Origin of the sequence: Aureimonas ureilytica DSM 18598 = NBRC 106430, assembly GCF_000382705.1 — a bacterium.
Classification (GTDB): domain Bacteria; phylum Pseudomonadota; class Alphaproteobacteria; order Rhizobiales; family Rhizobiaceae; genus Aureimonas; species Aureimonas ureilytica.
In genome coordinates this window covers 98,204-124,347 of the sequence record NZ_ARQE01000010.1, presented here as the reverse complement: position 1 = coordinate 124,347, position 26,144 = coordinate 98,204, and the positions used below count along the sequence as shown (strand labels likewise).

Sequence of the window (26,144 nt, the reverse complement as noted above, 5' to 3'; positions counted from 1 at the left end):
TCCACCTCCACTACCATATTCTGGTAGTGGAGGCCCTCATGAGCAGAAATACATCCATCGTTCTGGGAGACCATTTCTCGGATTTCATCGCCGAGCAGGTTCGCGATGGCCGTTACGGCTCCGCCAGCGAAGTCGTGCGAGCCGGGCTGCGGCTTCTGGAGGAGCGCGAAACCAAGCTTCAGGCCCTGCGCGAGGCGATCCGCGAAGGCGTCGAGAGCGGCCCTGCGACCGATCTCGATTTCGATGAGCTTCTGCGAGAGCTGAACGCCGAGCATGGCGCTTGAGGAAGCATGGCGCCTAAGGTTCAATTAACGCCCAAGGCGCGGCAGGACCTCGCCGACATCTTCCGCTACACGGCACGTGAATGGTCCTTAGCCCAGGCGACTGCCTATCTCGCTGAACTCCGCCGCGCCATCGAGGGTCTTGCCACAGGCCAGACGCGATCACGGACGATGGCGAAGGAGATTTCAGGCTTCGAAAAGAGCTTGGTCCGCTCCCATCTCATTATTCATCGTAGGAGCGAGAACCGCATTGAGGTGGTGCGTGTCCTCCATGCCCGGATGGATATCGACCGGCACATGTAGAAAAGGCCGGCGTTCCGGAAGGCGCCGGCCTTTTTCATCGAATGAAGCGCCGCTGGTTCAGGCCGCCATCATCTCCCCGTCGGGCGCCTTCGCGCCGGTCATCAGCGCCACGGCGTCGGACATGGAGATGGATTTGGGGTCTACCACGCAAAGGCGCTTCGACAGGCGGTGGATGTGGATGCGGTCGGCGATCTCGAAGACATGCGGCATGTTGTGCGAAATGAGCACGATCGGCAGGCCGCGCGAGCGCACCTCGAGAATGAGGTCGAGAACCTTTCGCGATTCCTTCACGCCGAGCGCGGCGGTGGGCTCGTCGAGGATCAGGACCTTGGAGCCGAAGGCGGCGGCGCGGGCGACCGCCACGCCCTGGCGCTGGCCGCCCGAGAGCGTTTCCACCGCCTGATCGATGTTCTGGATCGTCATGAGGCCGAGCTCGGAGAGCTTCTCGCGGGCGATCTTGCGCATCTTCGGCTTGTCGAGCATCCGGAACCACTGGCCGAGCGGGCCGGAGCGGCGGATTTCGCGCCCGAGGAACATGTTGTCGGCGATCGACAGGGCGGGCGAGAGCGCGAGCTGCTGGTAGACCGTCTCGATGCCGGCGTCGCGCGCGGCCTGCGGATTGGCGAAGGTGACCGGCTTGCCGTCGAGAAGGATCTCGCCGGCATCCGGCGTCACCGCGCCGGACAGGGCCTTGATCAGGGTCGACTTGCCGGCGCCGTTGTCGCCGATCACGGCGAGGATCTCGCCGGGATAGAGATCGAAATCGGCGTTGTCGATGGCCACCACGCGGCCATAGCTCTTGCGAAGGTTGCGGGCGCGCAGAACGGGTTGGGTGCCGAGATGGGACATGGTCAGGCCGATACCTTCCGGATCCACTGGTCGGCCGCGACGGCCGCGATGATGAGGGCGCCCACGGTGAGGCGGGTCCATTGCGGGTCGGTGCCGTAGATGCGCAGGCCCATGGCGAAGACGCCGACGATGAGCGCGCCGACGAGGGTCCCGATCACCGAGCCGCGACCCCCGAAGAGCGAGGTGCCGCCGATGACCACCGCCGTGATGGCCTGGATGTTGGCTTCATAGCCCGAGGTCGGCGAGACCGAGCCGATGCGCCCGATCAGGGCCCAGCCGGCAAAGGCGCAGATGAGGCCCGACACCGCGTAGACGGAGATGAGGACCTTGTTGGAGCGGATGCCCGACAGGCGCGCCGCGTCCTCGTCGTCGCCGATGGCGTAGACATGCCGGCCCCAGGCCGTGTTGTTGAGGATGTAGTAGAAGAGCGCGACGAGCAGGAGGACGGAGACCACCGCATAGGTGAAGACCGCGCCGCCGATCTGGAACGTGTTGCCGAGGAACTGGAGAAGCGGAGCGGCCGCTTCCACGTCCTGCGCGCGGATCGTGGCGTTCTGCGTGTAGATGAAGTTCACCGCCTCGAACACGAACCACATGCCGAGCGTCACGATGAAGGGCGGCAATCGCACCTTGGCGACGAGAACGCCGTTGATCGCGCCGCAGAGCGTGCCGACCGCAAAGCCGATGAGGAGCGCGAGCGGGGCGGGGACGCCGTTCACCACGGCGAGATTGCCCATGATGACCGAGGACAGGACCATGATCGCGCCGACCGACAGGTCGATGCCGGCGGTCAGGATGATCAGCGTCTGCGCGACGCCGACGATGCCCACGATCGCCACCTGCTGAAGGATCAGCGTCATGGTGAAGGCGTTGAAGAAGCGCCCGCCGATCAGCGAGCCGAAAATGCCGATGCCGGCCAGAAGCACGATCACCGGCACCATGGTCGGGTTGCCGTGCAGGAAATGCTGGAGATGCTGAAGGGGCGTGCGCTTCGTGCCGGTGAACTCGGCGACGCGCGTGTCGCTCTTGTTCAGCTGCGACTCGAATTCGCTGCCCTTGGGGGTGGTCGTCTCGCTCATGCGGAGCCTCCTGAAGGGGTGAGGTCGTCTTGGCGGGGCGCGCGCCCCGGTTCCCGCTTTCCGTCAGGACGGCACCCGGATCGAACGGGGCCTCGAGCGCCCCGGCCTGGCCGGAGCGCGCTTTCGAAGGAAGAGGGTCGCAAGGGACGAGACGTCCCTTGGAAAAAGCGGTGTGCCCTTGAGAGGGAGGGCGCGGGGGAGAGAGATCCCCCGCGAGGGGCTCAGCCCCAGCAGGCCTTGGCGGCGGCGGCCGAGTCCATGGACTTCACGCCGTCCACCGGCTTGTCGGTGACGAGATCGACGCCCGTGTTGGTGATGTCGAGACCGGCCGAGGCTTCCGGCTTCTTGCCCGAGTCCACGAAGGTCTTGACGGCCTCGACGCCCATCGCCGCCATTTTCAGCGGGTACTGCATGGAGGTCGCGCCGATGACGCCGGCCTTGACGTTGGCGATGCCCGGGCAGCCGCCGTCCACCGAGACGATCGTCACCTTGTCGGCGACGCCGAGGCTCTTCAGCGCTTCGTAGGCGCCGGCGGCGGCGGGCTCGTTGATCGTGTAGACGAGATTGATCGAGGGGTCCTTCTGGAGAAGGTTCTCCATGGCCTGACGGCCGCCTTCCTCGTTGCCGTTGGTCACGTCATGGCCGACGATGCGCTTGTCGCTTTCGTCGCCGACGATCGCCTTGTCCTTCACGTCGATGCCGAACCCTTCCATGAAGCCCTGGTCGCGCAGAACGGCGACGGAGGGCTGCTGCGGGGTGAGGTCGAGGAAGGCGATCTTGGCGTTGTCGGCCTCGGCCCCCATCTTGGCCTTGGCCCACTGGCCGATCAGGACGCCCGCCTCGTAATTGTCGGTGGCAAACGTCGCGTCGGCGGCGTTGAGCGGCTCCAGCGGCGTGTCGAGCGCGATCACGATGAGGCCCGCGTCGCGCGCCTTCTTCACCGCCGGCACGATGCCCTTGGTGTCGGACGCGGTGATGAGAATGCCCTTGGCACCGCCCGCGATGCAGCTTTCGATCGCCTGGACCTGGCTGTCGGAATCGCCGTCGACGCGGCCGGCATAGGACTGGAGATTGATGCCGAGTTCCTTGGCCTTGGCCTCGGCGCCTTCCTTCATCTTCACGAAGAAGGGGTTCGTGTCGGTCTTGGTGATCAGGCAGACCGTCGTCGGGCTCTGGGCGAAGGCCGAGCCGGACAGCGCGAGAAGGCCGACGGCGCCCACGGCTGCGGACGCGAAGAGATGACGCAGATTCACGAGATATCCTCCCAGTACGACCGGCCCCGCTCGGGTGGCTCGGCCCGACCCAGCCTCCTCGCCGGGATCGTATGGTCCGATAGGACACGATCCGCCGGGGCGTGTCAATCAATAACTCACACGGATTTATTTATTGACAGTTCGGTAACGTCTCCCCCATGCTCGCGTCACGAACCGCAAGTGTAAGCAGCGGGCGTCGACGGGAGGGTCGACCATTGGGTATGGAGGCGGCGGCTTCGGTCGCGGGCAAAGGATCTGCCGACGGAGGGCAGGCCGACAAGAGTTCGATCGACAGGGGTTCGATCGAGAAGGGTTCGATGGAGAAGGACCCGACCGAAAAGGGGTCGCCGGCCGGCGCCTCGGCCGAACGCGACGAGTTTCTTCGCGGCTCGAACCAGGCGGGCCTGCGCGCCCATAACGAGCGCGCCGTCCTTTCCCTGATCCGCCGCCATGGCGAACTGGCGAAATCCGAGATCGCGCGCCTGTCGCGCCTGTCGCCGCAGACGGCCTCCGTGATCATGCGCTCGCTGGAAGCGGACGGTCTGGTGCTGGCGGGCGAGCCCCGGCGCGGCCGGGTCGGCCAGCCCTCCGTTCCCATGCGGCTCAACCCGGACGGCGCCTTCGCGCTCGGCCTGAAGTTCGGCCGGCGCACCAGCGAAATGGTGCTGATGGATTTCGTCGGGCGCGTGCGCGAAAGCCGCGCCATTCTCTACCGCTTCCCGCGCCGGGCCGAGGTCATGCGCTTCGTGGAGGAGGCGAGCGTCGCCCTTCGCCAGTCGCTGTCGCCGGCCCATCGCCGCCGCATCGTGGGCCTCGGCGTCGGCATGCCCTTCGAGATCTGGTCCTGGGGCGAGGCGAACGGCGCGCCGCCCGGCGAGATGGAGGACTGGCGCAGCGTCGATTTCGGCGCCGAGCTGGAACAGGCGACGGGCGAGGCGGTGTTCATCGCCAACGACGTCACCGCCGCCTGCGGAGCGGAACAGGCCTTCGGCACCGATGTCTCGGCCAATTTCGTGTATTTCTTCGTCGGCGCCTTCGTCGGCGGGGGCATCGTGATGGACGGCGCGCTCATTCCCGGTCGGCTCGGCAATGCCGGCGCGCTCGGCTCCATGCCCGTGCCGACGCGTCTCGGCGATCGGCGCCAGCTCATCCATGTCGCCTCGATCCACGTTCTGGAGCGCATGGTGGAAGCCTCCGGCCGCTCGGCCGTCGAGCTCTGGCGGCGCGATGCGGACTGGTCCGATCTCGGGCCTCTCCTGGACGACTGGATCGAGGTCGCGGCCGAAGGCCTCGCCTATGCCATCGCTTCCTCGGTGTCGCTCTACGATTTCGAGCGCGCGGTGATCGACGGGAGTTTTCCGCCCGCCGTTCGCGCCCGTCTCGTGGAGGCGACGCGCCGGGCGCTCGCCGCGTTCGACTTCCAGGGGCTCCTGCCGGTGGCGGTGACGGAAGGCTCGATCGGCCGCTCGGCGCGCGAGGTCGGCTCGGCGAGCCTGCCCTTCTTCGCCAAGTTCCTGCTCGACCACCGGGTGCTCCTGGCCGAGCGCTAGGCGCCGCCTCTAGCGGAGGGCGGCGTCTCCGCGGCGCGCACGCGCAGCACCGAGCCGTCCGCCGCCTCGATCACGACCGGGGTGCCGGCGGCAAGGTCCGGTCCCTCGGCGCTCCACCAGCCGTCCTCCACCGCGACGCGCCCGCGCCCGTTGCGGATATCCTCGCTGACCACGGCCCGCCGCCCGACGAGCCGCGCCGTGCGCTCGTTCAGCGGCGTGTCGCCCGCCGGCTTGGCGCGGCGTCCGTAGACGCGATGGCCGAGAAGGGCGGCGACCGCCGTCACTAGGGCGAAGCCGATCCATTGGCTCTGCCAGCTGAAATCGGCAAGCCAGAGCGCGTTGAGCCCGATCACGAGCGCGCCGATGGCGGGAAACAGGAGATAAACGCCCGGCAGGAACAATTCGCCGAGAAGCAGGGCGAATCCCGCGAGAAGCCAGCCATAGCTCCAGACGAATCCATCCACGGCGCTCACCCCTGCGTGCGGGGCTGCATGACATTGGGCGGGCGCCGCGCGCCGGCGGGCGGTGCGGCTGTGGGGGAGGGCGCGTCGGGAAAGCTCGCGCGGGCCAGTTCCGCGATGCCGCCGATCGCCCCGATCAGCGAGGAGGCTTCGAGCGGCATCATCACCACGCGCTGGTTGGGCGCGGAGGCGATCTTGGCGAGCGCCTCGGTGTAGCGCTGCGCCACGAAATAGTTGATCGCCTGCACGTCGCCCGCCGCGATGGCTTCCGACACCATGCGCGTCGCCTTGGCTTCGGCCTCGGCCAGGCGCTCGCGCGCCTCGGCCTCGCGATAGGCGGCCTCGCGCTTGCCCTCGGCTTCCAGGATCTGCGCCTGCTTCTCGCCTTCCGCGCGCAGGATCTTGGCGTTGCGCGCGCCCTCGGCTTCCAGGATTTCGGCGCGCTTCTCGCGCTCGGCCATCATCTGCCGCGCCATGGAATCCACGAGGTTCTTGGGCGGGTTGATGTCCTTGATCTCGATCCGGGTGATCTTGATGCCCCAGCCATGGGCGGCCTGATCGACGACGCGCAGGATGCGCTCGGAGATCGTGTCGCGGTTGGACAGGAGATCGTCGAGATCCATCGAGCCCATGACCGAGCGCAGATTGGTCATGACGAGATTGAGGATGGCGTATTGCAGGTTCGACACCTCGTAGGCCGCCGAGGACGCGTCGAGAATCTGGTAGAAGGCGACGCCGTCGGCGGCGACGGAGGCGTTGTCGCGGGTGATGACCTCCTGTGTCGGAACGTCGAGCACCTGCTCCATCATGTTCATCTTGTGCCCGATGCGCTCGATGAAGGGCATGATGAGGTTGAGGCCGGGCGTCAGCGTGCGCACGTAGCGGCCGAAATTCTCGACCGTGTAATTGTAGCCCTGCGGCACGATCTTCACCGTCGAGGCGAGGATGACGAGCACCGCCACGACGACCACCACGACCAGAATGCTGCCGGGCCCGATCCCGAAATCCGCCAATCCGTCCATCTCGTCTCCTCGTCATCAACTGGGGCAAGATTAGCTTCTCGCGCCGCCGGGTCGAGCGGTTTTCCTGCCGACGGAGAGGGAAGGTCCCGCGCCGGCAGCGCTCGAGCGCCGGCGCGGGACCTCGTCCTGTCGCGCCCGAAGACGCTTCGCGCCTACTCGACTTCGCGGATGCGCCCGTCCGTGTAAGGCTTGTAGGCCGTGCCTTTCGCCTGGAGATAGGCGACCACGGCGTCTTCCATGTTGGGGCCGAAATCGTAGGCGTTCTGGCCCTTCTCGGCGAAGACCTTGTAGCCGTCGCCGCCCTGGCGCAGGAAGTTGTTGGAGACGACCGTATAGGTCGCCGCCGGGTCGATCGGCACCCATTCGCCGGCAGCATTCTTCACGCGCACCGCCTTGACGCGATCGACGCCCGGCTGGCCCTTGCGCGACCAGTCGAACTGGAGGCCCGCCACCTGAGGGAAGCGGCCGGCGCCTTCTTCCACCTGGGACACGCCGTTTTCGAGCGCCGCCTTGATGTCCGCCCCGGTCAGCTGGAAGGTCGCGAGCGTGTTCTGGAAGGGCAGGACGGTCAGGATTTCGCCCATGGTCACGTCGCCCGCGTCGATCGAGGCGCGCACATTGCCGCCATTGCCCATGGCGATCGTCACGCCCTGGTCCTTGGTGCGGTCGAGGATCGCGTCGGACACGAGATTGCCCATGGCGCATTCGGCCTTGCGGCACACCTCGCGCGCGCCGTCGATCGGCTCGGCCGTCTGGGCGACCACCTTGTTGCGGATTTCCGCCAGCGGCTCGGCGAGCTCAGTGACGCGCTTCACATAGCTCTCGTCCTCCGGCACCGACACGTCGAGCAGGATCGGCGCGCCTTCCGCCTTGGTGACATGGCCCTCGTCGTCGAACGAAACGTCGAGCTTGCCGAGATATTTCGAATAGGCATAGGCCTGAACGATCGGCACCTCGCGCCCGTCCGGCCCCTTCACGAGCGTCGGATAGGGGCCGGCGGCCTTCGGGTCGGTGGAGGAAAGAAGCGTGTGCGAATGGCCGCCGACGATCACGTCGATATCGGGCACCTCGGCCGCAAGGCGCTTGTCCACCTCGTAGCCGGAATGGCTGAGAAGGATGATCTTGTTGACGCCCTCCTTCGTCAGCTTCTCCGCCTCGCGCTTGGCCGCTTCCACCGGATCGGTGAAATTGATCGACTTGCCGGCCGCCGTCAGCTCCTGATTGTCCTGCGGGGTGAGACCGATAATGCCGATCTTCTCTCCGTCCTTCTCGATGATCGTGGAGGGCTTGATCAGCTTGGCGAGTTCGGGCTCGCGCGACAGGTCGGCATTGGCCATCAGCATCGGGAACTTCGCCGCGCCCGCGAAGCTCTGTGCCACCGGCACGCCGTCGTCGAACTCGTGATTGCCGACCGCCATGGCCTCGAAGCCGATGCGGTTCATGAACTCGGCCGAGTCCTTGGTCTTGTAATAGGTGTAGAAGAGCGAGCCCTGGCTCTGGTCGCCCGCGTCGAGCAGGAGAACGGGACGGCTGCCGGCCGCCTTGCGCTCGGCCTCGACGGCGGAGGCGATGCGCGCGATGCCGCCGAAGCAGCTCTTCTCGGCCGCCTCCTTCGCCGAGCAGGGGCCGTCATACTTGTTGATCGGCTCCACGCGGCTGTGGAAGTCGTTGATATGGAGGATCGTCAGGTCGAATGCCCCGGCGGGCAGGGCGGTGCCGGCGAGGAGAATCGCGGCAAGGCCGAAGAGGGACGATTTCATGGGCAAGCCTTCCTCATGGATCGAAGCGGCGTGGGAGCGCGCCGGTTTGCATGTTTCCCGACCGGGGGCCGGTTTGGGAAGCCTGATCCCTGCCATGGGTTGATAAAGTCCGTTTGACAGCGGCCCCTCGCATGGCCGACACAGCTTGCCGACCCGTCTTTTTCGACGATGCATGCGAGGGGAGCGCCGTATGAGCGATTATGTCGAGCTTCATGGCCTGAAGGTTTCGCCCGTCCTCAAGGATTTCGCCGAGACCGAAGCCCTGCCCGGCACGGGGATCGAGCCCGAGCGCTTCTGGCAGGCCCTGGCCGATCTTCTGACCGACCTGACACCGCGCAACCGCGAGCTTCTCGCCCGCCGCGATGCGCTGCAGGCCGAGATCGACGCCTGGTGCCGCGCGCATCGGGGCCAGGCGGTGGACGGCGCGGAGGCCGAACGCTTCCTGCGCGAGATCAATTATATCGTGCCGGAAGGCGAGGCGTTTTGCGTCGAGACGGCGAATGTCGATCCCGAGATCGCCGCGATCGCCGGGCCGCAGCTCGTCGTGCCCGTGCTCAATGCCCGCTTCGCCCTGAACGCGGCGAACGCGCGCTGGGGCTCGCTCTATGACGCGCTCTACGGCACGGATGCGATTTCCGAAGAAGACGGCGCGGAGCGGGGGCGCGGCTACAATGCCAAGCGCGGCGCCAAGGTCGTCGCCTGGGCACGCGACTTCCTCGACCGCGCCGTGCCGCTGAACGGCGCGTCCTGGCGCGATGCCAAGAGCTTCGAGATCGAGAACGGCCGGCTTTGCGCGCGCCTCGGCGACGCGCGCCTCGTGCCGCTGGCCGAGCCGCAGCAGTTCGCCGGCACGAAGGGCGATGTCGCCGCGCCGAGCTCGCTCCTCCTTCGCAACAACGGCCTTCATCTCGAAATCGTCATCGACCGGACCTCGCCGATCGGCAAGACCGATCATGCCGGCATTTCCGACGTGATCCTGGAGAGCGCGGTCACGACGATCCAGGATTGCGAGGATTCCGTCGCGGCCGTGGACGCCGAGGACAAGGCCGCCGTCTATCGCAACTGGCTCGGCCTCATGAAGGGCGACCTTCAGGAGACGTTCCAGAAGGGCGGCGAAACCGTCACGCGTCGTCTGGAAGGGGACCGGGACTACACCGCGCCGGACGGCTCGACGCTGACGCTGCCCGGCCGCTCGCTGATGCTCGTGCGCAATGTCGGGCATCTCATGACCAATCCCGCGGTGCTCCTGCCCGATGGCTCCGAGGCGCCGGAAGGTCTGCTCGACGCGCTCTTCACGGTCACGATCGCGCTTCACGATCTCCAGAAGACCAGCGGCCCGCGCAACTCGCGCGCGGGCTCGGTCTATATCGTGAAGCCCAAGATGCACGGGCCGGACGAGGTCGAGTTCGCGGACGAGATCTTCGCCCGCGTCGAGGCCGCGCTGGGTCTTCAGCCCAACACGGTCAAGATGGGCATCATGGACGAGGAACGCCGCACCACGGTGAACCTCAAGGAATGCATCCGCCGCGCCCGCAAGCGCGTCGTCTTCATCAACACTGGCTTCCTCGACCGCACCGGCGACGAGATGCACACGTCGATGGAACTCGGTCCCATGATCCGCAAGGGGGACATGAAGGCCTCCACCTGGATCAAGGCCTACGAGGACCGCAATGTCGACACCGGCCTTGCCTGCGGCCTGAAGGGCCACGCCCAGATCGGCAAGGGCATGTGGGCCATGCCCGACAAGATGGCGGCCATGCTGGAGCAGAAGATCGGCCATCCCAAGGCCGGCGCCAACACGGCCTGGGTGCCTTCGCCGACCGCCGCGACGCTGCATGCGACGCACTATCACGAGGTGGACGTCGCCGAGGTGCAGGGCAAGCTGGAAGGCCATCCGCGCACGCAGCTGACCGACATCCTGACCATTCCCGTCGCCGTGCGCCCGAACTGGACGCCGGAGGACGTGCAGGCCGAGCTCGACAACAATGCGCAAGGGATTCTCGGCTATGTCGTGCGCTGGGTGGACCAGGGCGTCGGCTGCTCCAAGGTGCCCGATATCAACGATGTCGGCCTGATGGAGGATCGCGCAACCTGCCGCATCTCCTCGCAGCACATCGCCAACTGGCTGCTGCACGGCGTCGTCAGCGAGGCGCAGGTCGTCGAGACCATGCAGCGCATGGCGGCGGTCGTCGATCAGCAGAACGCGGGCGATGCGGCCTACGAGCCGATGGCGGCGGATTTCGAGGGCTCGATCGCCTTCCAGGCCGCGCTCGATCTGGTTCTGAAGGGCCGCGAGCAGCCGAACGGCTACACCGAGCCGGTCCTGCATCGCCGCCGCTTGGAGAAGAAGGCCGCCAGCCGGCGCGCCGCCTGACGCCGCGCCGGGTGCCGTTGCTGGCGCCCGGCTCGGTTCCGCCCGCCGCCCGGTGCGGGTTCTCTCTTCCCGCCGCCGGTCCCGAGCCGGCGGCGAATTTGCGTTCGGCGGGCCGGCAGGGCACCAGATGATTTCAGAGCTTTGGCCCTATCTGGCGGTCTTCTCCAGCGGCTTTCTGGCCGCGACGCTGTTTCCGGCGTCGTCCGAAGCGGTGCTGATCGGGCTCCTGGCGAGCGGGCAGGGGAGTGCCGTCGCCCTGGTCGCCGCCGCGACGCTCGGCAACACGCTCGGCGCGGTGTTCAACTGGGGCTGCGGCCGGGGTCTTGCGCATTACCGCGACCGAAGCTGGTTTCCCGCCAAGGGCGCGCAGCTCGCCCGCGCCGAGCGCTGGTTCAAGCGCTTCGGACTGCCCTCGCTTCTGTTTGCCTGGCTTCCCGTCGTCGGCGACGCGCTCACCGTGATCGCGGGCCTTCTCCATGTCCGGCTCGTCTGGTTCGTGCCGCTCGTCGGCCTCGGCAAGGGCGCGCGCTACGTGGCCGTGGCCGCCGCGACGCTGGGCCTGTGGGGCGCGAGCTAAGGGGCCCGACGGGACCTTGCCGGATCGCCCGGCCGGATCCGTTCGTCGCTCGGCTCGAGGCCTGCCCGGCAGCTCACCCATTTGCCGGGACGGCCCGAAGGTTTTGGGGCTTGCCGACCTCGCATCCGCTGCGCTTGGGTCGCTGCGAGCGAAGGAGCCTCGCACGGCCAACCTCAGACCGGCGGATTCGTCCCGGCAGCGAGCTTGCCGTCTGATCCCAAGGAGACGAGATGGACTGGACCACCCCGATCGACGCCTATTGCGAGCGGCTGGACGCCGGTTTCTGGGCCGAGCCTGTCAATGCGCTGAGCAACGCCGCTTTCCTTCTCGCCGCCGTCTGGGCCTTCGGACGCTGGCGGCGGACGGAGCGGCGCGACCCGTTTCTTCTCGCCCTGATCGCGCTCGTCGCCGTGATCGGGATCGGCTCGTTCCTGTTCCACACCCTCGCCAACCGCTGGTCGGCGCTGGCGGACGTCCTGCCGATCGCGCTCTTCATCTTCGGCTTCCTAGCGCTGGTGCTCCGGCGCCTCGTCGGCCTGTCCTGGCTCCTGACGCTTCTCGGCCTTGTCGCCTTCGTGCTTTTCGGCCAGTTCGTCTCGCCCCTCACCACGCCTCTCCTCGGCTCCTCGGAAGCCTATCTGCCGGCGCTTCTGGCGCTCTACGTCACCGGGCTCTGGCTCGCGGGTAGCGGCAAGCGCGCGGCAGGGCGGGGGCTCTGGGGCGCGGGCACGGTGTTCACGCTCTCGCTCGCCTTGCGCATGGCGGACGATCCGCTCTGCCCCTCCTGGCCGCTCGGAACGCATTTCCTCTGGCATGGGCTGAACGCCGTGACCCTCGCGCTCTGCCTGCGCGTCGCGCTGATCGAAGGCGAGACGAAAGGCGCGCGCGCGTCGGCCTGATCGGGCCCGAGAGCCTTTCCGGCGAAAGCCAGATCGGCTTTCGCGCCCGGACAAGGCGAGATGGAAAGGCCGGAACCTTTCCAGCGGACGCGAGGCCGATTCTCGCCTCCGGACCTGGGTTCGACGCCCCGACGCCCGTGCCACCCCGATCGACACTGCTCGCGCACAAACAAAAAAGGCCGGGCGCCTCCCCCGAAGCGCCCGGCCGGAGCGGTCCCCCGCTCTGAAAAGGTTGGTTAGCTCTGCGGCGCGCTGCGGCGATGATCCTGCAGCGTTTCCTTGCCCTGGAGCACGATCACGCGAGCGTTCATCGGAACGCGGTCATAGAGATCGACGACGTCCTGGTTCATCAGGCGGATGCAGCCCGAGGACACGGACTTGCCGATCGACCACCATTCCGGCGTGCCATGGAGGCGGAACAGCGTGTCCTTCTTGCCCTGGTAGAGGTAGAGGGCGCGGGCGCCGAGCGGGTTCTGCAGGCCCGGGTTCATGCCGACCTCGTTGCCATAGGGCTTGAGCTCGGGGCGACGGGCGATCATCTCGACCGGCGGAAACCACTTCGGCCAGTGCTGCTTGTCCTTGATCTGCGCTTCGCCCGACCAGGCGAAACCCGCCTTGCCGACGCCGATGCCATAGCGCATCGCCGTGCCGCGCGGCTCGATCACGTAGAGGAAGTGGTTGTTCGTGTCGACCACGACCGTGCCCGGCTCGAAGCCTTCGCCATTGTAGACGACGCGCTGGCGCAGGAACTGGGGGTCGATCTTGTTGACGGGGATCTTGGGCAGCTTGAAGCCGCCATCCTCGAACGCTTCATAGGCGGTGAGTTCAACCGGACCGAGCGGGCCGCCCGACTTGATCTCCTCGGCGGGCGCGACATAGGCCTGCGCCATCGGCGCGGTCTGCACGATCGAGGCCTGCTTCTGCGTGGTGGTGCACGCGCTGAGAGCAGCCATGGCGGCGAGGCAAACGCCGAAGAGAAGCGGATTCGAGCGGGTCTTCATGAAACGTCCGGTGCAGGCTGCGGGGTCGGTCGGCCAGGCAATCGGCCCAAGTCCGCGGACAAGCGATCCCGTTGGGGTTGCTTTTCCGTACCGCTCCGACCCATCCCTGGCAATGTGAAGATTAGACCCCTGTGTGGTTAAGATTGTATTGTTGCGGTGCGAGCACAGTTGACGATCCACAAGGCCGCGACATTTCCGTCCCTGTCCTGTGGAGACAGGGTGACACTCCGGGGGTTGCGATGAATATCGGGGAGGCCTCGCGACGGTCCGGCCTGCCGGCGAAGACCATTCGCTACTACGAGGATGTGGGTCTCGTCCGACCCGCGCGGGCGGCCAACGGCTATCGCGATTATGCCGAGCGTGACGTGCATGTCCTGCGCTTTCTCCAGCGCTCGCGCTCGCTCGGCTTCTCGATCGACGAGGCGCGCAAGCTCCTCTCCCTCTATGCGGGCGAGGGGAGCCAGCGCGACGAAGTGCGCCGCCTTGCCAGCCGGCGCCTTCTGGAGATCGACCGCAAGATCGAGGAACTCCAGACGCTCAAGCGTTCGCTCGCCTCGCTGACGCAGGACTGCGAAAAGGGGCGCGGCCCCGACTGCCCGATTCTCGACGAGATCAGCGGCGAGCGCGCCCGCGTGGCGCAACGCATCGCCGGCGCCTGAACGGCGCTCCGTCCCTCGACCGTCGATCGCCCGACTTTTTTCAACCTCCCCGCGTGTCGCGCGGCGGGTGCTGCGCACGACCTTCTCGACGCGGATTGAATCGCTTCAGAGTTGATCGCCACGCAACGGGAAGTTCCCTCCCCAACTGGGTGAGATTTTTTTTGATCAGCGGGTGAATAGGCGTTGACGCGCGCTGAAAGACCGGGAAGCTTCGTTAAAAATTTACACGTCCAAGGCGCAGCCCTCATGCCATTTTCCGTGATTCGGGTATCCCTGGGTTGGGTTCCCACGGTTGCGTTGTCCTGGCTCTGGGGTCTCGGCTTCTTTTATTCGCTCCATGTGGCGCGCGCCTATGGATGGAGCGGGCTTCTGGCGTTCGCGCTGCCCAACATGCTCGGCCTCTTCCTGTTCGGCTGGGTGCTCGGGCGGCCGGGGCGCGACCCCGCGCAGCTCTTCGCGCGGCTTCAAGGGCCGTTCACCGGCTTGTTCCTTCTGGCGCAGATCGCGGCCGTCGGGATCAGCCTTCATGCCTTCGTCGCCTATCTCGCGCCGGTCGGCGGTCTGGCGGGCATGGCGCTTCTGGCGGCACTGACACTCTTCGTCGCCTGCGCGACCGGACAGGCCTTCTCGCTGCGCGCCCTGCGTCTTCTTCATATGGCCTACCTGCCGATCGGCCTCGGCGCCGCCGTCTATGCACTGGTCACGCTGGGCGCGGCGGTGGCCCCGTTGCCGGCGCCGACGGAGGGTCTCAGCCCCCGCTTCCTCGGCCTCGTCCTGCCCTCGCTCGTCGGGTTCCTGCTCGGCCCCTGGACCGATCTCCAGCAATGGCAGCGCGTCGTGGAAATCCGCCGGGCCGGGGGCTCCGCGCGGCTGAGCTACGCGCTCGGCTCGGCGCTGTTCCTCGGGCTTCTCCTTCTCAACGGCTGGCTCGCCATCTCCGCCGGCGCCGCGCCCGCGCTTTTCTTTGCCGATGGCTCGTTGGGCGAGCAGGGCGCGGTGGCACAGGTTCTGGGGACAGGCGGCGCGCAGGCGGCGTCCGCGGCCTTCGTGGTCTGGGCGACGATCGCGCTTCTTTCCACGGCCGACGGCAGCTACAGCGCGCTGCGCTGGCTGCTGACGACGGTGACGGCGAACAGCAAGAGCGCGCTTCTCGCCATCGTTCCGGCCGCTTTGGTCGCCTCGCCGCTCTGGGTGTTGGCGCTCGCCGCCGGGCTCGCCGCGCTGGCGGTTCAGGCCGGACTGCCGATGATCTATCTGATGGCGCCCTTCGCGACCCTGTTCACAGGGCCGGCCGCCTGCCTCGTGGCGCGGGTTCTCGGGCGCAAGGGCCGCTACGATCCGGTCCTGTGCTATCTCATCGGGCTTGCCGCGCTGCTTCTCTTCGTGCTCGGCTATGCCGGCCCGGCGCCGAGCCTTCTGGCCCTGTCGGCGCTCGTCGGTCTCGTCGGCGCGCTGCCGATGGTGGTCCGCGACCCCGGCGAGCCGACCAAGGCGCCGGCCAGGACGCCGGACCTCGGCGACGGCGCGGCGCCGGCCTCCGCGCCGGTGGCCCTTTCTCCAGCCCAGCCCGTGACGCGCGTCGCCGAACTCTCCGCCGCCCACGGGTTCGATGGCGACTGGTTCGCCATGCGCATGGTGCCGACCTATGACGACACGAACTCGGTCGGAAACGTGTATTTCGCCAATTACATGCGATGGGTCGGCAAGGCGCGCGAGCTGTTCTTCAATCTCTGCATGCCCGACTTCGATCTCGCCAACACGTCCTTCTACGTCCTGACGCGCTCCTTCCAGCACGATTTCCGGCGCGAGGCGCAGGAGTTCGAGCCGATCGTGGTGCGCATCCGCATCGCCTCGCACAACCGAAAGTTCGTGACGCTGGAGCACGAGATCCACAGCGAGAACCATGGCCTGCTCGGGCGGGGCTCGCAGTCGCTGATGTTCGTGGACACCAAGACCTATCAGCCGCTCGATATTCCCGGCAGCATCATCCGGGGCTTCCTGCCCTATTGGCCGAAGGGCTCCTCGATCGGCAAGCGGATCGAGGAGACGAAGCCGAGCCTGTCGGACGCGATCGCCTGACGGGTCAGGACGCCTGCATGAGCGAGGCCGCGCGCTCGCTTTCGGGAACGACGAGGGCGGTCGCGGCTTCGGCCGACATGGCGCGGCCGAACAGGAAGCCCTGGCACTCGTCGCAGCCGAGTTCCACGAGGCAGGCGCGCTGGTCCTCGCGCTCCACGCCCTCGGCGATCACGGTCATGCCGAGCGCCTTGGCGAGCGAGACGATGGAGCGCACGATGGGCAGGCTCGCGTCCTCGCCCGGCAGATCGGTGATGAAGCCGCGATCGATCTTGAGCTTGTCGAAGGCGATCCGGCGCAGATAGGCCAGGCTCGAATAGCCCGTGCCGAAATCGTCCAGCGCCAGTCGCACATGCAGCTCGCGCAGCTTGGCGATCGACGAATTGACGTTGGCGCTGGCGTCGAGAAGCACGGACTCGGTGATCTCCAGCTCCAGCCGCTCCGGGCGCAGGCCCGAGGAAAGGAGCGCGTCTTCCACGAGGCTCGCGACGTCCGAATGGCGCAGCTGGATGGGCGAGAGATTGACGGCGATGCCGATCGCGTCCGGCCAGGCATGGGCGGCGCGGCAGGCTTCGCGCAGCGCCCAGCGCCCAAGCGGCAGGATGACGCCGGTTTCCTCGGCGATCGGAATGAAGTCGGACGGGGCGACGCTGCCGCGCTGCGGGTGGTTCCAGCGCAAAAGCGCCTCGAAGCCGCAGATCGCGCCGGTGCAGGCGTCCACCTGGGGCTGGTAGGCGAGATGGAACTCGCCGCGATCCAGCGCGCCGCGCAGGTCCGAGGCGAGCGCGCGCTGCTTCTCGAGCTGGGCGTCCATCTCCGCCTCGTAGAAGCGAAAGCCGTTCCGGCCCTCGTTCTTGGTGCGGTAGAGCGCCAGATCCGCCCGGCGCACGAGATCGCTTTCGCCGTCTCCGCTGGCGACCGCGATGCCGATGCTGACGCCGACGCCGAGCTGGATGTCGCCGATGCGGCAGGGCCGGCCCACCGCCGCCACCAGCCGCTCCGCCAGCCGGGCGAGCGCCGCCCGGTCGTCGCTCTCATGGAGCACCATGAACTCGTCGCCGGCCAGCCGGGCGACGAAGGTGATCGGGCTCTGGAAGCCCCTGAGACGCCGCGCCACTTCTTTAAGGAGCGCGTCGCCCACCGCATGGCCGAAGGCGTCGTTGGCGCTCTTGAACTCGTCGAGATCGAGGCACATGACCGCGAAGCGCGTCGCCTCGCCGCGCGCCACGAGATCGTCGAGCCGGGTCTGGAACAGCATCCGGTTGGGCAGATCGGTCAGCGGATCGTGGGTGGCGAGATGCGACAGGCGTTCCTGCGACTGTTTCTGCACGGTGATGTCGGAGCCGACGCCGCGATAGCCGGTGAAGATGCCCTCGCAATCGCGGATCGGCTTGCCGCTGAGGCTCCACCAGCGATGCTCGCCCGAGATCGACAGGCGGATCTGAAGCCCGTGGAATTCGCGCCGCGCGTCCATGGCCGAGAGGAGAAGGCGCAGGCCCTCGTCCTGCGCATTGGCGCGGGCGAGCGCGTCGGCCGTGCCGACGAGCCGGTCGAAGCGCAGGCCGTGGAGGACGCTTTCGGGCAGTTCCACGACCTCCGCCAGCCGCGGCGAGACATGCTGGAGGCGCAGCTCGGCGTCGGTTTCCCAGAGCCAGTCGCTGGCATGGGCCTCGAAATCGTTGAGGAGGAGGTTGGTCAGCTCCTGCTGGCGGGCAAGCTCGATCTGCGTGAGGACGCGCCGCGTCACGAGGCGGCGCAGGTGGAACATCGCGGTGAAGATGAACAGGGCGTAGAAGGCCAGAAGCAGCGCCACGTAGATGTTGAGGAGCTCGCCCGTCATGGCGAGCGCCACGAAGGAGCCGAGCGTGATCGGGCCGACATAGGCGAGCGAAGCCGTCGGCATGGTGGCGAGGCACATGCCCGTCGCGATCAGGCCGGCGCAGGTCGAGGCGATCACCAGACGCCCCTGCATGTCGCTGTCGACGAAGAGCATGAGCGGGATCGAGCCGAGAAGCAGGCCGGCCAGCAGCGGCAGCCCGGTCATCATCGCCCGGAAGCGCGGGCCGATCTGCTGCGGCATGGGGCGCGAGCGCCAGCGCCAGCAGCCCTCCAGCGTGCAGACCGTCAGGGTCACGCTGCCGATCTGGAGCGCCACGAGATAGGGAATGTAGGGGCCGTCCCAGAACAGGGCGATGATGACCTGGACGACGAGAAAGGCGGTGATCGCGGTGAGGGGGGTGAGGCGCAGCGCGACATCGACGCGCTCGGTCAGGACCCGGTCGGGCAGCGGGCCTTCGAGGCGCGGCTCATGCGGATCGTAGTCGATCAGGAACGCCGTGAGCCGTCGAAAGGCCCCCATCAAACCGGCCCGTGTCATCGCCGCCCGCTCCGCACCCTGGGCAAAGGCGCGGTTCGAGACGCCGGCCCGGGACGTTCCGGGGGCGGTGGGATCGATCCGTCTGAACCGCGTTTGTATCGCACTGTAAGGCCTGTCATTCACTGCCTGAATGCCTAACGCGCCGTTCACCGTTTAGGCCAGATGATCTCCCATTCACGTCCATTTTTGCTGAAGAGGACGTTAAGGCCTTCGCGGAAACGTTGGACAAGGGATAATCAGCGAGGCGATGTGACGCAGGCCGCGCGACGCGCGCTGCGGGCTGTCCCTGAAGTCCGGGCGTCGGGCGAGGCGCGTCAGTGCAGGCGGGCGGGGCGCGAGCCGATAATGTCGAGCGCCACCATGCAGGCGTCGAGAAACGCCTGATGCGGCAGGTCGGGATGGGTTTCCCGGAACCGCTGCGTCAGTTCGGTCGGATCGTCGGTTTCTTCCGAAAGCCGCAACACCGTGATGATCGGATCTTCGTCCGACGCCATGAACCCCTCCGGCTAAGATCGGCCATGACCTATGGTTCGCCGGCCATCCGGAAAGATGCAAGCCAGCCGCGCCGGTGCCAAGCTCGCGCTTTGCGACGGGTGCGTGACAAAAAAGGCCCGCCCGGCGTGATGCCGGACGGGCCTTTCAGAAGGATCGCGAAGGGAAGACGCGATCCGAAACGGATCAGTTGAAGCGGTAGGACAGCTTCGCCGTGACGGTGTGGAAGTCGAAATCGCCCTGCGAGCGGAAGTCGGTGTACTGGCCGGGGATGACCGCAGCGCCCGAACCGTCGAACGGGCCGCCGTTCAGGCGGGTGAAGGAGTTGCCCTCGCCGAGATTGGTGTAGAGGTATTCGGCGCCGAACGAGATGTTCTGCGTGACCTTCACTTCCATGCCGCCGCCGACCGAGTAGCCCCACTCGTCTTCGTCCGAACGGGCGATCGCCGGGAAGGCGGCGGTGACGGCCGGGCTGTTGGTGCTGAAGCCGTAGTCGACCTCGCCATAGGCGAAGCCGCCCGTGGCGTAGAGGAGGGCGCTCTCGGTCACGAGATAACCGGCGCGCAGGCGGCCGGTCACGAGATAGTCGAGGCTGCGCTCGGCCGTGTAGAAGGCCGGGGTGTTGGAGAAGCCGCTGGCGCGCTGGGCGATGTCGAGCGCGTTGATGTCGGCGAGGGCGCCGATCACGAAGTTGCCGGCCTGATAGTCGTAGCCGATATGCGCGCCGCCGATGAAGCTCGACTCGAACTCGGAGTTGAAGTTCGAACCGAAGGCGTTGGTCAGGAAGGTCGCGCCGGCGCCGGCGAAGTTCGGCACCACGGCGAGATTGTCGCCATTGTCGGGGTTGAACGCGCCGCCGGCCTGAACGCCGAGGTAAAGGCCGGTCCAGGTCATGACCGGGGCCATGGCGACGGGCGCGGCCGGCTCGGCATAGACGACGTCGGCGGCGAGCGCCTGCGAGGCGAGGCCGAGCGAGGCGGCGGAGGCGAGGAGAAGGGCGAGGGTCTTCATGGCAAACTCCAGTTGCGAGAAGGCTCTGACGGCCCTCGACTTGTTTCGGTGATCGGTTGCACGCCCGGACTGTTCGATTCGCCCGGTCGGCACCGCCGTTGATTGCAAAGATGCCCGATTTATTTTTCCGCTCAAGCGGCCCTTCGCGGGTTCTTCCGGCCTGTTGCAGAATAGCGACGCGGCCGCCCTGCGACATTCTGTCAAATCGGCAGGCGAGGGACGGGGTTTGGGCGGATAGACCAGTAGAGATGGTCCATTGTGACGGGATTTTCCTCGCAAGAAGACGTAAATCCAGCCTCGTTACACGGTCCTGTCACGCTCGCGTGATCGCGTGACTTGACGAAATTCGCTCGAAAGCGACGCGGCGGCCCGCTCCGATGCGGAAAGGGCGGCAACGGCGAAAGGCCCGGCCCTTGTGGGGAGCCGGGCCTTTCGGACAGGAATCGAGACGGAAGGAGCGTGGCGCGGCGCTCAGCGCGCGTTGCGGGCTTTCGGGCGGTGGTCGCCGGAGAGCTGGAGCGCGACCGACACGAGGACGGCGAAACCGCCCATCGTGAGAATGAAGGAAAACAAGGTCGTGACGAGGTCCATGGCTCGAACTTTCAACCGATCGGGAAGAGTTCAGAAACCATGACCGAGGTTAACGAAGTCTTGCGGCGCGCCCGCCTCGCGAATCGAGCCGCCCTTACCAGAGGACGTGGTTAACCGGGCGGACGGGGGCGGGCGTGTCCACCTTGCCGCGCAGCTGCTCCAGATCGATCTGGATCGTGCGGCAGATCGAGGTGAGCGGCACGTCGTGAGCCCGGTTCTCGAACGGGTCCTGCAGGTCGCTGCCGATCCGGTCCATGGCCAGCATCATGAAACCGACGATGGTGGAGGCGAGCGGTGTGTAGAGGCCGAGACTGTCCACCATGCCGATCGGCAGGAGCAGGCAGAAGACATGCACGAAAAGAGTGGGGAAATAAGCGTATTCGCGCGGCAGCGGCGTGTTCTTGATGCGCTCCATGCCGCCCTGCGCGTTGCTCATGTCCACCAGGAGCTGCTCGATCTGCGTGCGGCGGATGGAGTCCGTCCAGCCCTGGCGCAGCGCGTCCGACAGGAGCGCGCCGGTCTCGTTCAGAATGGCGTTCGGCACGTTGGCGACGCCCTTCAGCCCGTCGGCCTCGCCTTCGCCGAGGAACGGGGCGATCTCGTCCAGGCAGGACTGGCGTCGCAGATGGCAACGCAAAGCGTTCACATAGGCGATCTGGCGCGTCACCAGCGCATGGCGGAGATCCTGGCTGTCCGGCCTCTTGTCGATGAGATGGAGCACCGCCCGCCCGTAGGAGCGCGAGGCGTTCACCATGGCGCCCCAGAGCGTGCGCGCTTCCCACCAGCGCTGATAGGCGTTGTTGTTGCGAAAGCCGAGAAACAGCGCCAGCGCCGAGCCGAGCAGCGTCATCGGCAGGACCGGCAGCTCGAAGCCGGGATGCGGCAGATAGACATAGGCCAGCGTGACGATCACGTCCCAGACGAACAGCAGGGCGAGCGGCCAGCCGATATAGCGGATCATCCGGGGCAGGCTTGCGGATTCCGGAAGAACCATGAGCATCTCCTTCGTCGGGCCGCGGAAACGGAGCGTCCGGGCTTTCGGTTGCAGTGCAACATGGGAAGAGGGCCGGGGTTCGGCCCTGCGACGGCGAAAGAAGGGCGTCTCCCGCGCTCCGTCCGGTGGGCCTCTCCAGGCCCTATCCGATTGAACGAACTCCACAATCGGTCTCGTTTCCGGGCGATTGTTCGAGGCTTTGAGGGAACTTTGGGGTCCCGTCGCGACTTCCTGATCCGAATCGACACAACGGACCCTGTTCCATGCGCAGCCGCAGCCCCTTCCATGTTCGCGCCGTTCGCTACGGCCTTCTCGCCCTCAGCCTCCTGTTCGCGGGCGGCGTCGTGTTTCTGGGCGTCACCAACATGACCAAGGTCGAAGCCGACCCGCTGATCGACTACCGCGCGACGCAGAACTGACGGCCACCCCCGGAACGACGAAGCCCTCCCGGCCGGCTTGGCGGGGAGGGCTTTTTTAAAGCGTTCGGGCTGGCGAAAGCCGATCAGGCCGCCTTTGCGGTCTCCCCCGGGACGGCCTCGTCCATGGCGCGCAGATAGAGGTCGAGCAGCGTCTCGTGCTCGTCGCGCTCGTCCTTGTCCTGCTTGCGCAGCTTGATGATCTCTTTCAGGATCTTCACGTCGAAGCCTTCGCCCTTGGCCTCGGCGAAGACCTCCTTCTTGCCTTCCATCAGATCCTGGATCTCCTGATCCAACTGCTCCACACGCTCGATGAACGAGCGGATGCGATTGCCGCCGATGCCAACCGTGTCCGACATGGTGACTCCTTCCTGAACCAACGCGGGCACTATCACCGGCAGCGGTAAGCGCTTTGTTAATCGAAACGGGTGGCTTCGCGGTTGCGAAAGGCGCAGTTGCCGAGCCCCGTGCCGATCGTCACCGCCGCCCAGCGCGTCACGTCCCGCATGAAGGGCCATTCGCTGAGGCCCTGGATCACGGCGTCGTTGTGCAGCCGGATCACGGTCGGCCGCCCGCCGATCTCGTGCAGCGACAGGCGCACGCGCTCGGGCAGGCAGAAGCCGTCCTCGGTCCAGTCGCCGGGCAGGTTCTGCACGCCGCCCGCCAGCGTGCCGTCGGCGCGAACGAGGCCGGGGCAACCGAGGCCGACGAAGGGCGCGAGGCGCAGACCCCGCCGTTCGGCCTCGCCGACGGCATCGAGCAGCAGCGTCGCCAGACGGTCCACCACTTCCTCGCGGCTCGGCTCGTCGTCCGCGTGGCACCATTTCTCGCGGTGGACGACTTGCGGCCCCGCAGCACCTGCCCCGAGCGCGACGATGCCGCAGCGCAGGTTCGTGCCGCCGATATCCACCGCGAGGAAGGCCTCGCCCCCTTCCAGTGCCGAGCGGGGCGCGGCATGAGCCCAGCCGATCATCCCGCCATCGTCGGGCTCGTGGTGAAGCGAGCGGAGCGCGACGCAATGGCCTTTCGCCCGCAGGCGACGCTCAGCCCGGCGCACGGCCTCGACGCCGACGCGGCTCGACTGCAGCCCGCCGCCGCAGACGATGCGCTCGACGCCCGCCCAGGAGGGCACGTGCAGGAAACGGTCGAGAACACCCGCGAGATCATCGGCAAAGGCGTCGAGCGTGCGCTCCAGCGCCTCGGCCTCGTCGGGGTCGCTCGGGCGCGTCAGCGCTTCGTCGAGATCGTCGCGTTCGATCTCTTCGGTCGGGCCCTCGCCGAAGGGCGTGGAGCCGGCATCGGCGAGCCGGTCGCGCCACAGGTCCAGAAGCTCGCGAAAGGCCGTCTCGCTCGCCTTGTCGCCGAGGAACCCGCCGTCCTCGCGAATTTCCAGACTGTGGCTCTCGACCCGCGCCACCGGCAGATCCGCGGCGCCGTGCGGCATGGCGAGGTCGGGGGCGTCCGGCATGATATGAGGGGTCCTTCGTTGGTCGAGGCTCGAAACCTCAATGCTTGGGCGTCCGGCGGGTTCGGCGCCCGGCCTTGGAGTGACGGCGAAGTGAAGCGCGGGTGAGGGTTTCCGCGTCAGGCGGGCGGGCTGCTGCCGAGCCGCGACAGTGTCGCCTCGTCCGCCCGGCCCGCGTAGAAAAGCGTTAGCGCCTCGTCGAACAAGGGCCTCTGCGCAGCATTGGCGGCCTCGCGAAACAGGGTGAGGGAGGAGCGGAACTTCTGGTCGTCGGGCGAGCCGAACAGGCGGTGGGGTGAGGCCTCGCCGCTCTCGAGCGCGGCTCGCACGGCCTTCTCCAACCGAGCCCCGAGCAAAGGATGGGTGAGATAGGCGCGCGCCTCGTCCAGCGAGCGGATGGCGAAGCGCCGCGCCGTTTCGCTATGCCCCAGCCCTTCGATCTGCGGAAACACGAACCACATCCAATGGCTGGCCTTGCGCCCGCGCCGGATCTCCTCCAGCGCATCGGCATAGACGCCCTCCTGCGCGACGACGAAGCGCCTGAGATCGAACGGGTCGGCGGTCATGGTCCGTGTTTCCTTGGGGTTCGGGTTTCGGGTTTTTGGGTCTCCCGGCTCGCCCTAGCCGTGGCCGGGCTCGGCGAGCTTGCGGTTCTGCTCGGCCAGAACGGCGGCCGGCGTGACGTTGGCGAGCGCCGAGGCGACCTTGTTCTTCCAGCCGCTCACCGCGTCGCCCTTGCCCTGCATCAGCGCCTCGAAGCCGACGCGGGCGACATCGGCCGGGTCGTCCTTGGGCGCCTGGCCCATGGGCGTGTCCAGCATGTCGCCGCGCGCGAAGACCTCCGTGTCCGTCGCGCCCGGCATGAGGCAGGACACGGTGACGCCCGTGTCCTTCAGCTCGTTGCGCAGCGCGAAGGCGAAGCTGTTCAGGAAGGCCTTGGTGCCGTTGTAGACGGCCATGAAGGCGCCCGGCACGAAGCCGGCGATCGAGCCGGTGATGAGGATGCGCCCTTCGCCGCGCCGGCGCATGTCCCCGCCGACGCGGTGGATGAGGTAGAGCGTGCCCGTCAGGTTCGTGTCCAGCACATGACGCGCGGCGTCGAACTCCTGGTCGAGAAAGCCCTTGCCGAGTGCCCGCCCGGCATTGGCGAAGAGGCAGTCGACGGGGCGTCCGTCCAGACGGGCGAGAAGCGCATCGACCCCTTCCGTCGTCGAGAGGTCGGTTTCCACCGCGTCCACCCGCACGCCGGAGCGGCGAAGCTCGGTTGCGGCCTCCTCAACCGCCGGCTCGTCGGCGGCGATCAGGAGGTCCATTCCCTCGGCCGCGCAGAGCCGGGCGAGTTCCCGGCCGATGCCGGTGGAGGCGCCGGTGACGAGCGCGAGCGGGCGGGAAATCTCTGCCGCGCTCATGGCTTCAGCACCACCTTGATGCAGGAATCCTGCTTGTCGCGGAAGGTCTTGTAGAGGTCCGGCCCGTCCTCCAACGTGCCCGTGTGGGTGATCACGAAGGACGGGTCGATCTCGCCCTTCACGATGCGGTCCATCAGGAGCGGCAGGTAGCGCTGCACCGGCGTCTGCGCCATGCGGAAGGTGAGGCCGCGATTGATCGCCGAGCCCATCGGGATCTTGTCGAGGAAACCGCCATACACGCCGACGATCGAGACCGTGCCGAAATTGCGGGTGCAGTGGATCGCCTGACGCAGGACATGCGGGCGGTCCGTGCCCATGAAGGTCGCGACCTTCACCCGGTCGATGAGGGAGTCGAACGAGCCGGTGCCGTGCGCTTCCGAGCCGACCGCGTCGATCGAGGCGTCGACGCCGCGCCCGTTGGTCAGGTCCTGGATGCGGTCGTAGATGTCCTCGTCCATGAAATCGAGCGTGATCGCGCCGCTCTTCTGCGCCAGGGCCAGGCGCTCGGGCACGGTGTCGACGGCGATGACGCGCTCGGCGCCGAGGAGGAAGGCGCTCTTGATCGCCATCTGGCCGACCGGACCGCAGCCCCAGACCGCGATCGTGTCGCCGGGCTTGATGTCGCAGAAATCGGCGGCCATGTAGCCGGTCGGGAAAATGTCCGACAGGAACAGGACCTGCTCGTCCGACAGGCCGTCCGGCACCTTGATCGGCCCGACATCGGCATAGGGAACGCGCAAGTACTCGGCCTGCCCGCCGCTATAGCCGCCCAGAAGATGCGAATAGCCGAACAGGCCGGCGGGCGAGTGGCCCCAGAGCTTTTCGGCGCGCGCCTTGTTGGGGTTGGAGCGCTCGCAGCCCGAGAAGAAGCCGCGCTTGCAGAAGAAGCATTCGCCGCAGGAGATCGTGAAGGGCACAACGACCCGGTCGCCGATCTTGAGGTTCGTCGCGCCCGAGCCGACCTCGACCACCTCGCCCATGGTCTCGTGGCCGACGATGTCGCCGGAATGCATGTCGGGGATCACGCCGTCGTAGATGTGCAGGTCGGAGCCGCAGATGGCGCAGGACGTCACCTTGATGATGACGTCCCTCGTATCCTCGATCTTGGGGTCGGGCACGCTTTCGCAGCGAATGTCGCTCTTGCCGTGCCAGGTCAGCGCTTTCATGGACAAACTCCCTCGTCGCTCGGTCAGGGTCTCCCGTGGTTAACCGAGGCTCGGAAAGGGCGGTTCCTCCTTGTTCCGT

The 26,144-nt window shown here is 67.1% G+C and carries 25 protein-coding genes; 9 read left to right on the top strand and 16 right to left on the bottom strand.

The window, feature by feature from the left end; all coding sequences use genetic code 11:
• The first annotated feature begins 38 nt into the window (after nucleotides 1-38).
• The gene (locus tag B146_RS0119180; protein ID WP_019998099.1) at nucleotides 39-284 is read left to right on the top strand and encodes a type II toxin-antitoxin system ParD family antitoxin; all 246 of its coding nucleotides are present in this window, start codon (nucleotides 39-41) and stop codon (nucleotides 282-284) included.
• Nucleotides 285-290: 6 nt separating this feature from the next.
• A complete protein-coding gene (locus tag B146_RS0119175; RefSeq protein WP_019998098.1) occupies nucleotides 291-584 on the top strand; it encodes a type II toxin-antitoxin system RelE/ParE family toxin in 294 nt (97 codons plus the stop codon).
• A gap of 57 nt (nucleotides 585-641) precedes the next feature.
• Here B146_RS0119175 and B146_RS0119170 read toward each other — a convergent pair whose 3' ends face one another.
• The 3 genes from B146_RS0119170 to B146_RS0119160 form a co-directional block, all read right to left on the bottom strand.
• Entirely contained in the window at nucleotides 642-1,433 is a 792-nt protein-coding gene (locus tag B146_RS0119170) for an ATP-binding cassette domain-containing protein (RefSeq protein ID WP_019998097.1), read from the bottom strand.
• A 2-nt stretch (nucleotides 1,434-1,435) separates the two neighbouring features.
• A complete protein-coding gene (locus B146_RS0119165; RefSeq protein ID WP_019998096.1) occupies nucleotides 1,436-2,512 on the bottom strand; it encodes an ABC transporter permease in 1,077 nt (358 codons plus the stop codon).
• Between the two features lie 221 nt (nucleotides 2,513-2,733).
• Entirely contained in the window at nucleotides 2,734-3,759 is a 1,026-nt protein-coding gene (locus B146_RS0119160; RefSeq protein ID WP_040408799.1) for a sugar ABC transporter substrate-binding protein, read from the bottom strand.
• A 323-nt stretch (nucleotides 3,760-4,082) separates the two neighbouring features.
• On the opposite strand from B146_RS0119160, the gene B146_RS0119155 reads away from it, so the two are divergent.
• Nucleotides 4,083-5,315, top strand: coding sequence for an ROK family transcriptional regulator (locus tag B146_RS0119155; RefSeq protein WP_026358759.1), 1,233 nt, complete (start codon nucleotides 4,083-4,085; stop codon nucleotides 5,313-5,315).
• On the opposite strand, the gene B146_RS0119150 is transcribed toward B146_RS0119155, so the two are convergent.
• The 3 genes from B146_RS0119150 to B146_RS0119140 form a co-directional block, all read right to left on the bottom strand.
• Nucleotides 5,312-5,779, bottom strand: a complete 468-nt coding sequence (locus B146_RS0119150; RefSeq protein ID WP_051091602.1) for an NfeD family protein — start codon at nucleotides 5,777-5,779, stop codon at nucleotides 5,312-5,314. The genes B146_RS0119155 and B146_RS0119150 overlap by 4 nt on opposite strands.
• Nucleotides 5,780-5,784: 5 nt before the next feature.
• Nucleotides 5,785-6,798 carry an SPFH domain-containing protein gene (locus B146_RS26705; protein ID WP_019998092.1) on the bottom strand — a complete coding sequence of 338 codons (1,014 nt, stop codon included), beginning with the start codon at nucleotides 6,796-6,798 and terminating at the stop codon, nucleotides 5,785-5,787.
• 152 nt (nucleotides 6,799-6,950) lie between these two features.
• A complete protein-coding gene (locus B146_RS0119140) occupies nucleotides 6,951-8,558 on the bottom strand; it encodes a bifunctional metallophosphatase/5'-nucleotidase (protein ID WP_019998091.1) in 1,608 nt (535 codons plus the stop codon).
• Nucleotides 8,559-8,748: 190 nt separating this feature from the next.
• Between B146_RS0119140 and B146_RS0119135 the strand changes: the two genes are divergently transcribed.
• From B146_RS0119135 to B146_RS0119125, 3 genes are all read left to right on the top strand, one after another.
• On the top strand, nucleotides 8,749-10,932 hold the full coding sequence (locus B146_RS0119135; RefSeq protein WP_019998090.1) for a malate synthase G: 2,184 nt from the start codon (nucleotides 8,749-8,751) through the stop codon (nucleotides 10,930-10,932).
• 127 nt (nucleotides 10,933-11,059) lie between these two features.
• A complete protein-coding gene (locus tag B146_RS0119130) occupies nucleotides 11,060-11,509 on the top strand; it encodes a YqaA family protein (protein ID WP_019998089.1) in 450 nt (149 codons plus the stop codon).
• A 230-nt stretch (nucleotides 11,510-11,739) separates the two neighbouring features.
• Nucleotides 11,740-12,408: a ceramidase domain-containing protein gene (locus B146_RS0119125; protein WP_019998088.1), complete on the top strand. Its 669-nt coding sequence runs from the start codon at nucleotides 11,740-11,742 to the stop codon at nucleotides 12,406-12,408.
• Between the two features lie 236 nt (nucleotides 12,409-12,644).
• On the opposite strand, the gene B146_RS26700 is transcribed toward B146_RS0119125, so the two are convergent.
• Nucleotides 12,645-13,409: a L,D-transpeptidase gene (locus tag B146_RS26700; protein WP_019998087.1), complete on the bottom strand. Its 765-nt coding sequence runs from the start codon at nucleotides 13,407-13,409 to the stop codon at nucleotides 12,645-12,647.
• 239 nt (nucleotides 13,410-13,648) lie between these two features.
• Here B146_RS26700 and B146_RS0119115 point away from each other — a divergent pair, with 239 nt between their 5' ends.
• The gene (locus B146_RS0119115) at nucleotides 13,649-14,068 is read left to right on the top strand and encodes a MerR family transcriptional regulator (protein ID WP_019998086.1); all 420 of its coding nucleotides are present in this window, start codon (nucleotides 13,649-13,651) and stop codon (nucleotides 14,066-14,068) included.
• 297 nt (nucleotides 14,069-14,365) lie between these two features.
• Nucleotides 14,366-16,147, top strand: coding sequence for an acyl-CoA thioesterase (locus tag B146_RS0119110; protein WP_019998085.1), 1,782 nt, complete (start codon nucleotides 14,366-14,368; stop codon nucleotides 16,145-16,147).
• Between the two features lie 4 nt (nucleotides 16,148-16,151).
• On the opposite strand, the gene B146_RS0119105 is transcribed toward B146_RS0119110, so the two are convergent.
• From B146_RS0119105 to B146_RS0119085, 4 genes are all read right to left on the bottom strand, one after another.
• Nucleotides 16,152-18,503, bottom strand: a complete 2,352-nt coding sequence (locus B146_RS0119105) for a putative bifunctional diguanylate cyclase/phosphodiesterase (protein ID WP_019998084.1) — start codon at nucleotides 18,501-18,503, stop codon at nucleotides 16,152-16,154.
• 332 nt (nucleotides 18,504-18,835) lie between these two features.
• On the bottom strand, nucleotides 18,836-19,015 hold the full coding sequence (locus B146_RS0119100; protein WP_019998083.1) for a hypothetical protein: 180 nt from the start codon (nucleotides 19,013-19,015) through the stop codon (nucleotides 18,836-18,838).
• Nucleotides 19,016-19,199: 184 nt separating this feature from the next.
• Nucleotides 19,200-20,024: an outer membrane protein gene (locus B146_RS0119095; RefSeq protein WP_019998082.1), complete on the bottom strand. Its 825-nt coding sequence runs from the start codon at nucleotides 20,022-20,024 to the stop codon at nucleotides 19,200-19,202.
• A 685-nt stretch (nucleotides 20,025-20,709) separates the two neighbouring features.
• Nucleotides 20,710-21,609 (bottom strand): bestrophin family protein, encoded by a 900-nt coding sequence (locus B146_RS0119085; protein ID WP_026358756.1) that lies wholly within the window; start codon nucleotides 21,607-21,609, stop codon nucleotides 20,710-20,712.
• Between the two features lie 263 nt (nucleotides 21,610-21,872).
• On the opposite strand from B146_RS0119085, the gene B146_RS29145 reads away from it, so the two are divergent.
• Nucleotides 21,873-22,028 (top strand): hypothetical protein, encoded by a 156-nt coding sequence (locus B146_RS29145; RefSeq protein ID WP_019998079.1) that lies wholly within the window; start codon nucleotides 21,873-21,875, stop codon nucleotides 22,026-22,028.
• A gap of 83 nt (nucleotides 22,029-22,111) precedes the next feature.
• Here the strand turns inward: B146_RS29145 and B146_RS0119075 are convergent, their stop codons facing one another.
• The 5 genes from B146_RS0119075 to B146_RS0119055 form a co-directional block, all read right to left on the bottom strand.
• Nucleotides 22,112-22,384: a DUF2312 domain-containing protein gene (locus B146_RS0119075; protein WP_019998078.1), complete on the bottom strand. Its 273-nt coding sequence runs from the start codon at nucleotides 22,382-22,384 to the stop codon at nucleotides 22,112-22,114.
• A gap of 56 nt (nucleotides 22,385-22,440) precedes the next feature.
• Nucleotides 22,441-23,493 (bottom strand): ROK family protein, encoded by a 1,053-nt coding sequence (locus B146_RS0119070; RefSeq protein ID WP_019998077.1) that lies wholly within the window; start codon nucleotides 23,491-23,493, stop codon nucleotides 22,441-22,443.
• 116 nt (nucleotides 23,494-23,609) lie between these two features.
• Complete coding sequence (locus B146_RS0119065) at nucleotides 23,610-24,056, bottom strand: DUF1810 domain-containing protein (protein WP_019998076.1); 447 nt, start codon at nucleotides 24,054-24,056, stop codon at nucleotides 23,610-23,612.
• A gap of 54 nt (nucleotides 24,057-24,110) precedes the next feature.
• Nucleotides 24,111-24,899 carry an SDR family NAD(P)-dependent oxidoreductase gene (locus B146_RS0119060; RefSeq protein ID WP_019998075.1) on the bottom strand — a complete coding sequence of 263 codons (789 nt, stop codon included), beginning with the start codon at nucleotides 24,897-24,899 and terminating at the stop codon, nucleotides 24,111-24,113.
• Entirely contained in the window at nucleotides 24,896-26,065 is a 1,170-nt protein-coding gene (locus B146_RS0119055; protein WP_019998074.1) for a zinc-dependent alcohol dehydrogenase, read from the bottom strand. The genes B146_RS0119060 and B146_RS0119055 overlap by 4 nt, the downstream gene beginning before the upstream one ends.
• Between the last annotated feature and the right edge of the window lie 79 nt (nucleotides 26,066-26,144).